A 15,544-nucleotide genomic window follows, 5' to 3' on the forward strand; every position below is an offset into this window, starting at 1 on the left:
CTTTGCGGGCTTTTTTATATGCCTATGTAATTTGCAGCGGTAATAAACAGTGAATGCAGCGATGCTGTCTTCCTCATCCGTACAAGGATAATGCGAGGAAACCCTTGGCCGGATCTATCTCCTCATCCCGGGAAAATCAAATACGGATTAGGGCTGCAGGGGACGCACCTGCACATCGGTGTAGTGAAAGTTTTGGGAGCATTCCAGGATATGCACGGCCGATTGTGCCAGCTCATCGGGTTTCAGTTTATTCTTCTCCGAATCAGAAAAGCCGGTATCCACCGAGCCGGGTGACAGGCAGGTCACCTTGATCCCGAAATCGCGCAATTCCTGGTGCAGCGAGCGCGAGATGCCCACGACCGCGTGCTTGGTCGCCGAATAGCAGCTCATGCCCGCAATGCCGTTGGTTCCCGCACCGGATGAAATGTTGATGATATGTCCCTCTTGCCGCGTTTTCATTGGTGGAATCACCAGACGGCTCACATAAAAAATGCCATGCACGTTCAGATCAAAAAGGTAGCGCCATTTTTCCGGTGGCATCTCGTCCAGATCTCCTTTATAGCCCGCGCCGGCATTGTTAATCAGAATGGCGATCTGTTCTCCCAATGCATCCGCTGTCTGCTGGTAAGCCTGTTGTACGGAGTCTTGCTGAGTCAGATCGGCTTTAATATAATGAAAGTTCTTGTGGCCGAAATCTTCGGGTTCTGAGCGGCTCCATCCGGCCACGGCAGCGCCCTTATCCAGCAACGCCCTGGTGATAGAGCGACCGATCCCCCGGCTGGCTCCCGTTACAATAGCGGCTTTGTCTTTTAAATCCATGAATAATCACTTTTTTTCTTGAAATTATTGGTTTCTATAACTTGAGTTAAGCACAAAACGTTTGATTAATCCTTTCGGCTATATGCGGGGATTACCTTCGCCTATTACTCTTCCGTTGTGAAGATATTTTCGATGATATACTCCTTGAGTTCGCGATCCAGCGTTCGGGTCTCTCCTGCTGTGTTGTAAGCTGCTACGTACGCCATGTTTTGAGACGGAGCCAGATAGATATGAGAGAGAAACCCATTTTGACTACCGCTGTGACTTATCAATTTCATGCCGTCAACATGACTAATAAAAAAGGTCAGTCCCATCTGACTGGCACTGATATTCTCCCGGTTGTCCGCACCGGGGGCAATGGCTATTTGGGGCGTGAACATCTCTTCAATCGAATTCTTTTTGAGCACATGGCGATTCCGGTAAAGGTTTTTGTAACGGAGGCCCAGTGAAAGATGGAGCCTTTGGTGATCGCTTTTTCTTTATCCCGGTCGGCAAGGCCGTAATGAGAGTGGTAAATGGGGTCGCCGTTGCGGATAATAGCCAGGGAACTGCCGACCACTTTTCGCTCTGCGGCTTTTTGCTTATAAAAATCAGTTAAATGGGAGAGTTTTCGATCCATCTGCTTTGACTGGGCTTGGGCTGAGAGTGTATAGTGGCACGAGACAGCCACAAGAATGAGTGATAATGATAAAAATATCCGTAACACCATAGCTTACATTGTCATCGGTGAAAGGGGCAAGTTGTTTTATTTCCATCAATCTTGCAAGCAGCAGCGGTTAGTTGGATTATTTTCACAGTGACCAAAGAAGGTGGTTAGCCCACTGATAATTGTGTACCTTTGGATGTATGAATACGGAGCAAGGTAAGAAAATTATCCTGTTTGACGGTGTTTGTAATCTCTGTAACGGCGCGGTGACATTTATCATCAAGCGTGATAAAGATGATCTTTTCCGGTACGCGGCGCTGCAGTCGGAGATCGGAAGGGAGCTTACCGACAAGCACGGCGTTGACACCTCAATAACGGATAGCATTATTCTGATTGACGACGATCGCTACTACACGAAGTCATCAGCGGCGCTTAGGATAGCCCGAAATCTTTCCGGTGGATATCCCCTGTTATACGGATTGATGATCTTGCCGCCATTTATGCGCGACCGGATGTACGACCTGATTGCTCAAAATCGCTACCGGTGGTTTGGAAAACGGGAAAGCTGCATGGTGCCTACGCCTGAGCTGAAGGCTAAGTTTCTGCACGACTAACTCTTCCATTACTCATATTGCTTCCGCATTCAGTGACCGCAGGGACGAAAACCTTGCCGTAAGGCTTCTTTTTGGGTTTTGAAGAATACCCGGTTTTGGGCATTCATTCTTTTTCCGGAGCTGCAGTTCAGTTTACCATAGATCTTTAAATTACGGTTCCCGGCCAGAGCGATTCGACCCACTTTAATGAGAACAGAACCTTGTGCTTTTAATCGGACTTTGTGGCCCCTGAATCAGTCTGCCTGAGCATGATTTCCCGCGGATGCTTGCGCGACCTCCCATCCTATGATGGCCGTCTTGCGGGTACTTCCCCAGCGATATTCCCCGATGTCCCCTACTTTCCTGATCACCCGGTGGCACGGAATCAGGTAGGCGATCGGGTTGTTAGCCAAAGCCGTACCGACAGCACGAGAGGCGTTAGGGTTGTCTATTACCTGGGCCACGTCGGAGTACGTAACCAGATGGCCGACCGGAATTTTAAGCAGGGCTTCCCATACTTTCAACTGGAATTCAGTGCCCCGAAGGTGGAGTTTGATTTCATCCGGGTCCTCCCAGCTGCTTCCGAGCCTGTTATCCAGGGTTCGGATGTGCTTGTCTTCGCCTTCGGTGATACGGGCCTTCGGCCAGCGTTCCTTCAATTCCCGGATGCTTTCATCCCGTTCTTTCACAAAGTTCAGATTGCTAATGCCCTTGCCCGTGGAGGCAATCAGGATATCGCCAAAGGGACTATTACTGAAATGGTAACGGATATCAAGCGATTGACCCTGGTTCTTAAATTCTCCGGGCGTCATCCCTTCGATATTGACAAACAGATCGTGCAGGCGACTGCTGCTGGACAGTCCGGTATAAAAGGTTGCTTTTTCGATGGTTTGGTTCCTATTTAACAGCTTCTTGGCGTGTTTCAGGCTAATGTACTGCAGAAACTCTTTGGGTGTTACTCCCGCCCACTTCTTAAACATTCGATGGAAATGATAGGGACTGAGATGCACGGCTTTGGCAATATCATCCAGTTTAGGCTGGTCGGTGGAATGTTCTTTGACAAAAGTGATGGCTTTGGCCACTCGCTGGTAGTCTGTCATCGTTTGGTAGTTATTTATGTTTGTTTCAAACATAACAGGAGCAAACGACAGAAAAAATCCGATTCTTGCGGATTATCTCTGATATGCTATTCCTGTACTCCTGCAATCCTGTAGCTTGTAAGTAATCGTAATAGTGTTCCGCTTTTTCCAGTGGTACTACGCCGTGCCAGATTCGTGTTATCATAATCTATATCCCTTTAACACTAATATTTTACTATCTAAAACTGTTTAACAAGTAAAAATAAAAGAAAATATAACTATCAAAATTTATTTTAACAGTAAAAATGAGTATCTTATAAAGACAAACTGGTTTCCGATGACTGGAAAGTGGACAGTGGATGTTTTAAAACCGGAAATGAGTTCTCAGGCCTCGGAGAGGAGCAACGTCTGGGCTTTTCGGTATTTTAGCCTCTTATTTTTAACTTTCGCCATCTAACATCCCTTTAAGCTTGATTTACATGCCATGGAAAAACGTACCATAGAGACCCTTTCGCTTGACGGAGGGGTATTGTGTCTGAACTTTATTAATACCGTGCACGACCGTACGGTTAAGGAGCCCTTTGAATATTTATCCACCTATAGCTGCCTGGTGAATTGGGCGGCCAAAGTGGAGATCCTCACCACATCCGGGCAGAAGAAGCTGAAATCCGTCGCAAAGGATAATCAAAAGAAGGCGGGTCGGGCATTAGGTGTTTGTATCAAAGCGAGAGAGGTGCTGTACCATCTCTTCTGGGCCATTGCAAAGGATGAATCCCCGGATGACAAGACGCAGGCTGCTTTTAACGATCTGTTGGAAAAGGCCATGAGCCAACTGAAGATACGAATTGACGTTGAGCTGGAGGTTTCGCATGAGTGGAAAGACAAAACGGGTCTCATCTATCCGCTATACCCCATTCTTAAGTCGGCCTATGACCTGTTGACATCCGGTAACCTGGATCGTGTCAAAGAGTGCGGCGCCTGCGGGTGGCTGTTTCTGGATCAAAGCAAGAACAGAAGTCGCAAGTGGTGCAGCATGGAGTCATGCGGCAGTAACGTCAAGGCAAAGCGGTACTATCACCGGCATAAAAAGAAATGAATACCCTTGACAGGTGCGCCCACCTGCCAGGGCCTAATGTTTATTAAAACCGTTGCTCATCTGCGCTGGGGCCATAGCTTCCGGGGATGGGAATATCAAGCAGGCGCAGGTATACGCCCAGTTGAGCGCGATGATGGATAACCTGGCTTAACGAGTGGCGAACAACCTCGTGCTTGGGCATGACCATGAGCACTTGATCGCCATTGCGCATGGTCCAGTCAGGCAGCAGGTCGTCTTCACCAGCCTTATTCAGTGCTGTCTTTCCCTTTTGCACCGAAGCTTCATGAAGGTTCAGCAATTCCTGCGTGCTTTCCACAGGTGTGGGTTCATATCCTTCCTCGGCAAAATCAAGCACATCTTTGCTGAGGGCTGACTCTATCCAGCCGGGAATTTCGGCAATATGAACGGTTAGCTCCTTCAGTGACATACTTTTTTCATGGGGCTTCCAGTCGAACTTGTCATCGGGAACAAGGGTAAGGAATTTCCGGGTTGTCTCAGCTTCCTGCTTCAATTCATTAGAAAATAGAGGTATCAGTTCCATTACAGTATCCGTTTTGAGTTTGATAGTATCGTGTCTATTCCAAAGATAACGGAGGCTTGTGACAACCCTGTGTCAACGGTTTTGGAATTAATGATAAAGATGCCTTCCGGCTGAACTTAAACTTCAGTTTTGCTTCAAAATCATTTTGTATCTTTTGAGGTATGAAACTGCTTATTATCGAAGATAATGAAGATTTGCTGCAGAATATCCGTACGTACCTGAAGCGGGAGGGCTATATCTGTGAATTCGCCCGGGATTACAGGGAGGCCTTCGATAAGGTGATGTCGTATACGTACGACGTGGTGCTCATTGATATTATGATTCCCGGCGGGTCGGGGCTGCAGGTTTTGCGTGAGCTCAAATCGGTCAATCCGCAAACCGGTACTATCATTATATCGGCTAAGAACGCCCTTGATGACAAGGTTGAGGGACTCGAACTGGGGGCTGACGACTATATTACCAAGCCGTTCCAGCTGCCGGAGCTGCATGCGCGCATTAAAGCCGTGAACCGTCGCAACCAGCGCGATGGCCGGGAGATCATCAACGTCAATGAAATTGCGATCAATACGGATACGATGGAGGTGACCGTCAACGGCACTGGCGTCGACCTGACCCCCAAAGAATACGACCTGATCCTTTATTTCGCTTCCAATAAAAATCATGTACTCTCCAAGCAAACCATCGCCGAACACCTGTGGGGTGATTACGTGGATCACCTTACAAATCTTGATTTCGTCTACCAGCATATCAAGAACCTGCGCAAAAAATTGGAAAAAGCCGGGGCTCAGAATTATATAGAAAGCGTGTACGGAATCGGCTACAAGTTCAAAGTGAACAACCGCGCATGAAACTCATTAATAAATTTATATTGATTTACCTTGTCGTCACCGTCATTGTGCTGGGCATTGCCGGGTATATATCCTTTTTCGTGATCAAGGGTGAGCTGGACAATGAGCTGAAGTGGCGTTTTATGGACCGGATTGACCGGGTGACGTACCTGCTGGATGAGGGAAAGAATTTTAAATCCAAAAAATTGAAAGGGTCGGGTGATCGCAACCTGATTATCCAGCAGCTTCCCCAAAAAGTAGCCCCGGAAACTGTTATCAAAGATACCATGGTCTGGCACGACCGCCTGCAACAGATGGAACCCAACCTGAAAGTATCGGCCTACCGGACGGTGGAAGACACTTCTTATTTTATTTCCACCTACGGGGCCCTTGTTGAAACCGACGATATCACGGAAGCAGTGGTGCAGATTTTATTGTGGATTTTGGGACTGCAGGTCATCGGGGCGATCGGGGTCGGATTTATCGTCTCCGGCCGGCTGTTTAAACCCTTTCGTGAAACTCTGGCCCGTATCAAGCGATTTAATATCCAGGATAAGGAACCTATTCTGGCCAGAGAAACCAACGTCGAAGAATTTAATGATCTGAACCGGTTCGTGGAAGAGATGACCCGCAAGGCCGTAAAGGACTATAAGAACTTAAAAGAATTTGCTGAAAATGCGTCTCATGAACTGCAAACACCTCTTTCTATTACCAAAGGGAAGCTGGAGCTGCTTACCGAGACCGATCTTACGCCCGAACAGTATCAATATGTGGAAGCAAGTCAGCGTTCAATTAAAAAACTGTCGCGGCTCAGCGAGTCGCTTGCCCTGCTGACCAAGATTGAAAATCATGAATTTACCAACAAGGATGAGGTGAATGTTACGAACCTCATCCGGGAAAGCACGCAGGCTTTTGAAGAGTTTATCAAATTAAACGGTCTGCAAGTGGAAACGGACCTTGAAGAGGATGTCTTTTTGCAGATACACCCGGTGTTGGCCGATATCATGTGGACCAATCTTTTTCAGAATGCTATTAAGCATAATATTGAGGATGGCCGCATCCGAATCAGGCTGACAAAAGACAGCCTGGAGATCTCGAATACCGGCAAGCCGCTGGATATGGATACCGACCTGCTCTTCAAGCGTTTTAAAAAGGCTGACCACGGCGTAGACTCTATCGGTCTTGGTCTCTCGATCATCGAACAAATTGTGGATCAGAATAACTACGCGATCTCTTATGACTATGAAGATGGCTGGCATACCATAAACGTGAAATTTCATCCGGAGTCTGTGTAAAACGGGATCTATATAAGAAGGTTTTGAAAAACGGGGGTTTTGTTCCATACCCAAACCTGAGCATTTTTTAAAACCGCAGTTAATGTATAGAGGATAATGAGGCGGTTGAAACCGCGAAAATGCAGAGAATGGGCAAAACAACAGCTTCGCAAAGCTCTCTAAAAAGGTTTTTTCCCGCAGCTTCTAACTGTTTTCCTTTCATTCGACTATCCCGGCAATCTCCTCTCCCTCGTCTTAGACGAAGTATTAGCTGCTTCGGTGCCGCCTGAATGTTCATCGTTCTGCCGTACAGCTTAGATTGTTCCTGCGGCGTGGCTTCCGGCCTTGCATCCACCTGCTTGTTCAGGCGAAGCAAAGAGCGCTCGGCAAAGTCAAAGATTCATTTTGTAAATATTTGTTAGAAGTATTTAAAAGCATAAATAATTCAGATTTCCTTCAGCTTTCATACAATCTTACCACAGGTTCATTTGTTACGTTAAACACAAACAGAAAAGGAAACCATATTATTTGAATGAAAAAGTTACTATTAGAGGTTTTTGAAAAACCAGGAATTTTCTTCAAGGTCAAGACCAAAGGGAGGGTGAAGTCGCAGCATATTGCGCCCATAGGTGAGAATTTCAACCGACCGATTACGCCGGCATTGGGCAAAAAAACGGTTTTGAAAAGGTTTCTATTATTATTTGTCTTCATTTTATTGACCGCTCCCTTTGCCATCGGACAGACCGGAGAGGGGATTATTACGGGGGAAGTTCTGGACAACCAGGACGAGCCCGTACCTTCCGCTTCGGTATCGGTGTATGATTCTACCGAGTCGGAGGTGATAACCGGAGCCCCCACCGGTTCTGACGGGACCTTCAGGATTGGTATAGATCCCGGCCGATATGTCTTGAAAATCACCTTTCTGTCCCTCTCCCCCCATACGCAGCCGGTAGAAGTCGATACCGGTGAAACCGTGGATATTGGTCAGGTAACGCTGACCCCTACCTCCCAGGAAATGGAGGAAGTGGTGGTCCGCGGGGAAAGTTCACAAATGGAGATGAGTTTCGACCGGCGCGTTTTTAATGTGGGCCAGGATATTACCAGCCTGGGCGGATCGGCCGTAAATGTGCTTGATAACGTGCCTTCTATTGCTACGGATATCGAAGGGAATATCAGCCTGCGGGGAAATGAGTCGGTCCGCGTCCTTATCAACGGCAAGCCGTCAAGTATGGTGAGCAGCAGTAATGTGGATGCCCTGAGAAGTATTCCGGCTTCCATGATTAAGGAAGTGGAAATCATCACCAATCCCTCCTCCAAATATGCTGCCGAAGGGTCAGCCGGTATTATTAATATTATCCTTATGGATGACCGGGAGCTCGGACTGAACGGGAGCGCCAATATCGGCACGGGTCATCCCGAAGAATATGAAGGCTCGGTAAATCTTAACTATCGAACGCCCAGGGTGAACTGGTTTGCTGACGTGGGGGTTGACTACCGCTCCGAACCGGAATCCGGCTATTCTTTCCAGCGATTTTCCGGTCCCGATACCGAGTATATGTATCGCGAGGAAACGGATGCCCGTGAATCGGAAATTGACGGGGACTTTCGTTTCGGGGCCGATTTTTATCTTTCAGATGATGAAATCCTGACCGCCAGCAGCTATATCAGTCTTGAAGAAGAGACGAATGAAGAAGACATGACTTATACCGACTGGGCCTATTCCGACTGGGAGTACAGCGGGGATAACTTCGAGGGAGATCCAATGGATTATATAAGCGCCCCGCCCGAAGAGATTACCCGCCGGGATACCGAGGAAACGGAAAAAGGAAGCAATGTTGATTTCAATCTCGATTATGAGAATGAGTTTGACGGGGATGAGCATAAATTCGAGGCCGATGCCAGCTTTGATATCAGCCGGGAGAATGCCGAGACGGATATTGATGAAGTCGTACAGCAGGGATCGGCCGACCCGCTGCAACAGCGAGCCGAAGACACCGAAGAAGAGATGGACCTGCGGTTCGATGCCGAATACGTGCGTCCCCTCGGTGAAAACGGCAAGCTGGAAACCGGTCTTCGCAGCGATACCGAATGGATGGATACGGGCTATCTGGCGGAAACGCTCGTCGACGGTACCTGGGAGCAGGAACCGGCCTATACGCAAAACTTTCTCTACCGGGAAAATGTGAATGCGGCCTTTCTTATTCTGGGCGGTGAGCTTGGCGACTTTTCCGGGCAGGTTGGCGTGCGGGCCGAAAACACGAATATCCGCACTGAAATTAAAGAAACAGGCGATGTAAATGAACAAAATTATATCGGCCTGTTTCCCAGCGTCTTTTTGAACTACTCCTTCAATGAGCAGCAATCGGTACAGGTAAGCTATAGCCGCAGGTTGCGCCGACCGTGGTCCCGTTCGTTACTGCCGGGCATCGACTTTGATGACAACCGGAGCCAGTATACCGGCAACCCCGATCTGACGCCCGAGTACAGCAATTCCTACGAAGCGGGTTACCTGCATTACTGGGGAAGCGGGTCGCTGCTGACCAGTTTTTACTACCGCTATCGCACGGATGTGATTGAACGCATCACCGAGCAGAGAGATGGGGTGCAGTTCCGGTTCCCGATCAACTTTGCCAGCGAAGAAGCGTGGGGCGTTGAGTTTTCGGCAGACCAGGAGATCGGTGATATTTTTACCCTTACCGGCAGTGCCAACCTGTTCCAGTCAAATACGGACGGCACGTACGAGGGACGGGTGTTCAGCAGCGAGTCGGATAATTTTCAGGCACGCATGCGACTCCGGTGGGAGATTGTTGAGGGCTTGAATTACCAGGCGTCCATGCGGTATCGCGGTCCGAGCAATACGCCACAGGGAACCCGAGACGGTATGACAATGACCGATACCGGCATTTCTTACGACCTGCTTGATGAAAAAGCAAAAATTGTCTTTAATGTGCGCGATGTGTTTGATGCCCAGAATTATAGCAACACGGTCAATACGGATGGAAACCCCGATACCGACTACTTTACCCACCGGGAATTCAGCTGGTCAACGCGTTCGTTTTCCCTGAACTTCCAGTACTTCTTCGGAAGTCAGCGGAACCGGTGAGGGCGCTATTTTTCCTTCACCTTGCTGAAGAAGAAATTTCCCGGTGAGAAATCCTGGATAATCGCTCCGGCTCCCGGCTAATGCGATTCCCTCCGGACGGCGCTCCCGGATCCCCCGGCCAGGAAATCCATGTCGGCTCCCAGGTGGGCCTGCTGCACGTGGTCGATGTAGAGGCGGACGTAGCCCCGCTCGTAGTCGTGGGGAGGCGGATTCCACTGGGTTCTCCTTCGCTGCAGCTCCTGCTCGGACACCTCGAGGTGGAGGCGCTTGTTTTCCACGTCGACCTCGATCATATCCCCGTTTTCCACCAGCGCCAGGGTCCCGCCGGCATACGATTCGGGGGACACATGCAGGAATGCCGTGCCGTAGGCCGTACCGCTCATGCGCCCGTCGGAGATCCGAACCATATCGTCGACTCCCTGCCGGAGAATCTTTTTCGGCAGCGTCATATTGCCAACCTCGGCCATTCCGGGGTAGCCTCTGGGACCCACATGCTTGAGGACCAGCACAGAGTCCGGGGTCACCTCCAGCTCGGGGTCATCGACCCGGGCGTGGTAATCCTCGATGGTTTCGAAGACTACGGCGGGTCCCCGGTGCCGGAGCAGCTCCTGGGAGGCCGCCGAGGTCTTGATCACGGCCCCGTCGGGGCACAGGTTGCCCCGCACCACGGTGATTCCGGCCTCCCGCTGGAACGGCTCCTCGATGGAGGCGATCACATCGCGGTCGTAACAGGGAGCGTCCCGGTTATTATCCACCAGGGTTTTGCCATTGGCCGTTACCGGCTCTTGGCTTAAATGATCCTGCAGCTCGCAGATAACGGCCGGCAGCCCGCCCGCATAGTAAAAATCTTCCATGTGATACTCCCCGGAAGGTTTCAGGTTCACCAGCAGCGGTACCTGGCTGCCATAGGTGTCAAAGTCCTCCAGGGCCAGGGGGACCCCGATGCGGCGGGCGATGGCCGTCAGGTGCACGATAAAATTGGTGGAGCCGCCAATGGCGGCGTTGATTTTAATAGCATTCAGGAAGGCCTCGCGGCTGAGGATCTCCGAGAGGGTAAGGTCTTTCTCCACCATCTCCACGATCCGCCGGCCCGAGCGGTGAGCCAGGACCTTGCGGCGGGCGTCGACGGCGGGAATCGCCGCGTTGCCGGGCAGGCTGATCCCCAGCGACTCCGCCATGGAGGCCATGGTGGAGGCGGTGCCCATAACCGCGCAGTGGCCGGCGCTGCGGCACATGGCCCCTTCAGCCTCCCGGAACGCTTCCGTGCTCAGATCGCCCACTTTGTGCTCGGCGGCAAACCGCCACACGTCGGTGGTGCCGATATCCTCCCCCCGGAACTTCCCTGTGAGCATGGGTCCCCCGGAGACCACGATCGCCGGGATATCCACGCTGCAGGCCCCCATCACCAGCGCGGGGGTGGTTTTGTCGCACCCGCACATCAGCACGACCCCGTCGAGGGGATTGGCCCGAATCGATTCCTCAACATCCATGCTGGCCAGGTTCCGGTACAGCATGGCGGTGGGACGAATGAGCGTCTCGCCCAGCGACATGACGGGGAACTCCAGGGGAAGCCCGCCGGCCTCCCAAATTCCCCGCTTAACTGATTCTGCCAACTCCCGGAAATGAGCATTACAAGGCGTTAGCTCTGACCATGTGTTACAGATACCGATGACCGGTTTGCCCTCAAACTCGTCGGGGGGAAACCCCTGGTTCTTCATCCAGGCACGGTAGATGAAGCCGTCTTTTCCGCTTTTGCCAAACCAGTCGCTGCTTCTGAGTTTTTTGTCGGGGGACATAGTATATGTTGTTTTGCTATTATGTTAACCTGTTAGGGGACGTTGCGGGCCAACCTGCGAGGGAGAACAGGCAATATTCATATTACCCACCGAACCGGTGGGCGGGGCTGCCTGCAAAGGGGACGCTCGCTTTAAAAAGCGAACCCGACAGCGGCCACCGCTGGATCTCTTTGCTTGACATATGCTCCCGGGCGGTGGTAATATAAAGCTCGCGGAACTCCGACCCGCCAAAGGTACAGGAGGTGACCTGCGGGACCGGCAGGTGGACTTCAAACAGGGTTTGGCCGCTGGCCGGGTCTATCCTTATTACTTTATTACCCCCGTACAAAGCCACCCACAGCGCTCCCTCCCGGTCGATCGTCATCCCGTCCGGGTAGCCTTCCTCTTCGTCCACTGTTCTCAGGACCTCCGGGTTGGCAATGTCTCCCGATTCCTGATCATAGGCAAAGGCCATGACCTGCCGGGTGGGCGTATCAATAAAGAAAAACCGGTCTTCGCTCCAGGCCATCCCGTTGGAGATAGTCAGATCCTGCAGCCTGACCTCCACTTCCAGGTTCTGGTCCAGGCTGTATAGGCTTCCCGCTCCCTTCTCCAGCTCATACGACAGGGTGCCCGCCCAGAACCGACCGGAAGGGTCGCTTTTGCCGTCGTTGAACCGGGTGCCGGTCCGGTCCGCTTCGGGGTCGGTGATGGGGGTTATCTGCCGGTCCGCCGGATCGTAGAAGGCAAAGCCCGATTGCAGGGCCATCACCAGTCCGCCCTCCCGGCGAAGCCCGATCGCTCCCAGGTGTTCTCCGACATCATGCGCCCTGTTGCGATTGGTCAGAGGATCGTAGCGGAACAGAGTGCCCGACAGGATATCCACCCAGTACAGCCGGCCTTCCCGCTCGTCCCACACAGGCCCCTCGCCCAGCGTGGCATCGTGTTGGTATTCCATGGAAGCTTTTACTTTCTGCATAGTATCTCCGTATTTCCTGTCATCAATCTTTTTTACTTCCCGCTATTTTAATGCCCATCCCGCCGTCAATGCGAATCGGCTGCCCGTTGATAAATGAACCTTTGTCACTGGCAACGAACGCCACCAGCTCGCCGATATCATCCGGCTGGCCCATCCGTCCGGTAAGGTGCAAATCAATCGTTTCCTGGCGGACCTGCTCCGGATCCGGTGACTGCCGGAAGGCGGACCGGTTCATCGGGGTATCTACGCCTCCCGGGCAGATGGCCACGCTGCGCACCCGGGGCGCGTAGTCCACGGCAATGCTGCGGGTAAGCCCGATCAGTGCCGACTTGGAGGCCGCGTAGGCCGCGACGTTCTGCTGGGTCACAAACGCCTGCACGCTCGACATGTTGACCACAATCCCTTCCCCGGCCTCCAACATATGCGGGATGGCATGCTTGGCGCACAGGAAGGCGCCCTTGAGATTGACCCCTAAAAGACGGTCCCAATCCTCCTCCGCCGTTTCGGTTACCGTGGAATAGTGCAGGATGCCGGCATTGTTGACCAGCACGTCCACCCCGCCCAAAGTTACGGCCGCTTGCCCCATGGCTTCTTCCACGTCGGATTCCCGGGAAACATCGCATTCTATGAAGTGTGCCCGGTCGCCGAGATCCGCGCACCGCTGCCGGCCGGCCTCTTCATCCACATCCAGGACCACCACATTCCCCCCTTGCCGGTAAAAAACCTCCGCGCAGCCGGCGCCGATGCCTTTGGCCCCTCCGGTTATCACAATGGTTTTATCTTTGAATGACATAAATAATGTATACAGATTAAGTTTTTTTAAGATACTTGCGAAACGGCTCCGTTTTTAATACCGATTCAGCCCGTATTTCTCACCATAAAACGTTGTGAAGTAACATGGAAAAAAGGACCCCAATCCTTTACTTCATTGGTTAACCACGACCAAAAACGGAGGAGTCCTCTTATTCAAACAATATGGGTTAGCTGTATAACCGGGGATTAAGTGAACGAAAACACTAATTATAACTACCCCTTAAACGTTTACCAAATGACACGGCACCTTTTTGTCTCATATGCTCTGCCGTATGCCCTGTTTAATTAAGGCCAAACGGCAAGTGCCCATCCGGGGAATTCGGATTCTTTACGGGAAGTACCAAGTGCGTACCCATCGTTTAAATAGTTCAACGGCCAACCGCGTTGGAGTCCTTTTCAGACAGTACTGTACCGGCCTTTCCCCATCCCGTATCGACATACAAGTCCGAGAGTTGTTGTTGGAGTTCTTCAACTCCCCGGGGGGTTATCTTTGTTTGCCATACATAAAGTGACTCAAGACGGGGATTTTCCGCCAGGTACTTCAATCCTGTATCACTGACTTCTGTCTTGTATAGATTAAGATACTTCAACTGCTTAAGCGTGTTGAGTGCCTTGAGGCCCGGGTCTCCGATCTTCGTATGTTCAAGATTCAGACGTGTCAGGTTCTTAAACGCAGTCAAGACAGCGAGTGAACTGTCTTCCACAGTCGTTTTGGCCAGATCAAGCCAGACAACCTGCTGTGACAAAGGAAGCAACTGTTTTAAATACACACTATCCGCCGATTCAGGATATTTGACCTGCAAGAAATTCTTGTCCCGGACGATGAGTGAAATCTCGATACCCCTGCTGCGCAGCTGATTGACAACAGTGGAATCCGCCCCGGGAACGTTAGTCCCGGCAAGAAAGGGGGTGCCTTTCACGGTGAGCTTGTTCAAGGCTTCAGAAATGTGTTTCGGCACCTCCAATTCTGATATTTTCCGTTTGATTGGCGCCCCCTGATCGATCCACCAGGCAATCAGATCGATTTGATCGCCGGTTAGCTGCAGTTTGCCTTCCGGAGGCATGTGGTCGTCATCGGCCTCCGGAAGCAACAAGCGATAAACCAAGTTGCTGCTGTCTGCGCTACCTGCCTGCAAGACCGGACCGTTTTCTCCTCCCTTCATCAATTCATCATAACTCGTAAGTAGCAGTTCTCCTTTCTTTTTTTCCGGATTATGACAGGTCACGCATCGGGTATCCAGAATGGGGTGAATCACATCCGTGAACACCTGTGCCGAATCGAGATCCTCAATTTTTTTTATGCCCTTTTTCCGTTTCGGTGGCAACCCGGCTACCGATCGAAGCGGTTCCGGCATATGACGGGTCAGATAGTCGGAACCATGGGTCAGCGAGCCCCCGTAATGACCCGCTGCCATTAGACAGGCGACCATCAGCAACAAGATTCCTTCATACATTGTCCTGATCTTTGGTCGATCAAAAAACCTGGTCCGCAGAATAAAGGCTGACAGTGAAAGTACGGCTACCGTTATCCCGAGCCACATATGGGTCGAGAGCAAGTCCTCCCCATAACCGCCATCCAGGGACAGCAGGTACCCTGTCAGGACAGCTCCTATGGCACTAATACCACCCGAGAGCAAAGAAAAAGGTACCGCATTTTCCAACCCGGCCTCCTGAAATCGTTCCAGGCGCCCAAAACATTCCAGTAAAAAAGCCAGTAACAAAAATCCGATTGGCAAATGTACCAGCAGCGGATGGAATCGCCCAATAAACAGAATCAGATCTGAGGATTCCCCGGCAACAGCAGGTTGTAGCAGGGCTGATACCGCGAATACCACCGCCGGTGACAATACTTCCGCTTGCGAATCGGCAGCAAGAATAAAAAATAAACCTATCAAACAAGAATTTCTCAGCATTTGTTAACTTCTAATTTGGTACAACCATCCTCTTTCACAGGGCAGCCAGGTATGTATGGGGGGGTACATTGGGAAGCTACCCCTAT

15 protein-coding genes are annotated in these 15,544 nt (G+C 51.0%); 5 read left to right on the plus strand and 10 right to left on the minus strand.

What is annotated here, in order from left to right; all coding sequences use genetic code 11:
- Positions 1 to 147 precede the first annotated feature (147 nt).
- The 3 genes from BUB16_RS13890 to BUB16_RS13900 all read right to left on the minus strand — a co-directional run bounded on the left by BUB16_RS13890 (position 148) and on the right by BUB16_RS13900 (position 1,438).
- The gene (locus BUB16_RS13890) at positions 148 to 819 is read right to left on the minus strand and encodes an SDR family oxidoreductase (protein WP_073065561.1); all 672 of its coding nucleotides are present in this window, start codon (positions 817 to 819) and stop codon (positions 148 to 150) included.
- Between the two features lie 104 nt (positions 820 to 923).
- The gene (locus BUB16_RS13895) at positions 924 to 1,199 is read right to left on the minus strand and encodes a hypothetical protein (protein ID WP_073065564.1); all 276 of its coding nucleotides are present in this window, start codon (positions 1,197 to 1,199) and stop codon (positions 924 to 926) included.
- On the minus strand, positions 1,181 to 1,438 hold the full coding sequence (locus BUB16_RS13900) for a serine hydrolase (RefSeq protein ID WP_073065566.1): 258 nt from the start codon (positions 1,436 to 1,438) through the stop codon (positions 1,181 to 1,183). Before BUB16_RS13900 ends, BUB16_RS13895 begins: the two co-directional genes overlap by 19 nt.
- Positions 1,439 to 1,665: 227 nt before the next feature.
- Here BUB16_RS13900 and BUB16_RS13905 point away from each other — a divergent pair, with 227 nt between their 5' ends.
- Positions 1,666 to 2,079 (plus strand): thiol-disulfide oxidoreductase DCC family protein, encoded by a 414-nt coding sequence (locus tag BUB16_RS13905; protein WP_073065569.1) that lies wholly within the window; start codon positions 1,666 to 1,668, stop codon positions 2,077 to 2,079.
- 29 nt (positions 2,080 to 2,108) lie between these two features.
- Here the strand turns inward: BUB16_RS13905 and BUB16_RS22260 are convergent, their stop codons facing one another.
- Both BUB16_RS22260 and BUB16_RS13915 read right to left on the minus strand, forming a co-directional pair.
- Positions 2,109 to 2,267 (minus strand): Ada metal-binding domain-containing protein, encoded by a 159-nt coding sequence (locus BUB16_RS22260; RefSeq protein ID WP_073065573.1) that lies wholly within the window; start codon positions 2,265 to 2,267, stop codon positions 2,109 to 2,111.
- Positions 2,268 to 2,312: 45 nt separating this feature from the next.
- Positions 2,313 to 3,158, minus strand: a complete 846-nt coding sequence (locus tag BUB16_RS13915) for a bifunctional transcriptional activator/DNA repair enzyme AdaA (protein WP_073065576.1) — start codon at positions 3,156 to 3,158, stop codon at positions 2,313 to 2,315.
- 463 nt (positions 3,159 to 3,621) lie between these two features.
- On the opposite strand from BUB16_RS13915, the gene BUB16_RS13920 reads away from it, so the two are divergent.
- Complete coding sequence (locus BUB16_RS13920) at positions 3,622 to 4,233, plus strand: CGNR zinc finger domain-containing protein (protein ID WP_073065579.1); 612 nt, start codon at positions 3,622 to 3,624, stop codon at positions 4,231 to 4,233.
- A 43-nt stretch (positions 4,234 to 4,276) separates the two neighbouring features.
- On the opposite strand, the gene BUB16_RS13925 is transcribed toward BUB16_RS13920, so the two are convergent.
- Entirely contained in the window at positions 4,277 to 4,774 is a 498-nt protein-coding gene (locus tag BUB16_RS13925; protein ID WP_073065582.1) for a DinB family protein, read from the minus strand.
- Between the two features lie 161 nt (positions 4,775 to 4,935).
- Between BUB16_RS13925 and BUB16_RS13930 the strand changes: the two genes are divergently transcribed.
- The 3 genes from BUB16_RS13930 (at position 4,936) to BUB16_RS13945 (ending at position 9,978) form a co-directional block, all read left to right on the plus strand.
- On the plus strand, positions 4,936 to 5,622 hold the full coding sequence (locus BUB16_RS13930; protein WP_073065585.1) for a response regulator transcription factor: 687 nt from the start codon (positions 4,936 to 4,938) through the stop codon (positions 5,620 to 5,622).
- Positions 5,619 to 6,896, plus strand: a complete 1,278-nt coding sequence (locus BUB16_RS13935; RefSeq protein ID WP_073065588.1) for a sensor histidine kinase — start codon at positions 5,619 to 5,621, stop codon at positions 6,894 to 6,896. The genes BUB16_RS13930 and BUB16_RS13935 overlap by 4 nt, the downstream gene beginning before the upstream one ends.
- A gap of 511 nt (positions 6,897 to 7,407) precedes the next feature.
- The gene (locus BUB16_RS13945; RefSeq protein ID WP_073065593.1) at positions 7,408 to 9,978 is read left to right on the plus strand and encodes a TonB-dependent receptor; all 2,571 of its coding nucleotides are present in this window, start codon (positions 7,408 to 7,410) and stop codon (positions 9,976 to 9,978) included.
- A gap of 77 nt (positions 9,979 to 10,055) precedes the next feature.
- Here the strand turns inward: BUB16_RS13945 and BUB16_RS13950 are convergent, their stop codons facing one another.
- The 4 genes from BUB16_RS13950 to BUB16_RS13965 form a co-directional block, all read right to left on the minus strand.
- Positions 10,056 to 11,774: an IlvD/Edd family dehydratase gene (locus tag BUB16_RS13950; protein WP_073065597.1), complete on the minus strand. Its 1,719-nt coding sequence runs from the start codon at positions 11,772 to 11,774 to the stop codon at positions 10,056 to 10,058.
- 82 nt (positions 11,775 to 11,856) lie between these two features.
- Positions 11,857 to 12,732 (minus strand): SMP-30/gluconolactonase/LRE family protein, encoded by an 876-nt coding sequence (locus BUB16_RS13955; RefSeq protein WP_073065600.1) that lies wholly within the window; start codon positions 12,730 to 12,732, stop codon positions 11,857 to 11,859.
- 22 nt (positions 12,733 to 12,754) lie between these two features.
- Positions 12,755 to 13,525, minus strand: a complete 771-nt coding sequence (locus BUB16_RS13960; RefSeq protein ID WP_073065603.1) for an SDR family NAD(P)-dependent oxidoreductase — start codon at positions 13,523 to 13,525, stop codon at positions 12,755 to 12,757.
- Between the two features lie 388 nt (positions 13,526 to 13,913).
- On the minus strand, positions 13,914 to 15,440 hold the full coding sequence (locus BUB16_RS13965; RefSeq protein WP_170864401.1) for a c-type cytochrome domain-containing protein: 1,527 nt from the start codon (positions 15,438 to 15,440) through the stop codon (positions 13,914 to 13,916).
- Positions 15,441 to 15,544 lie beyond the last annotated feature (104 nt).

The sequence above is a fragment of the Fodinibius roseus genome (assembly GCF_900129315.1).
Lineage (GTDB): Bacteria > Bacteroidota > Rhodothermia > Balneolales > Balneolaceae > Fodinibius > Fodinibius roseus.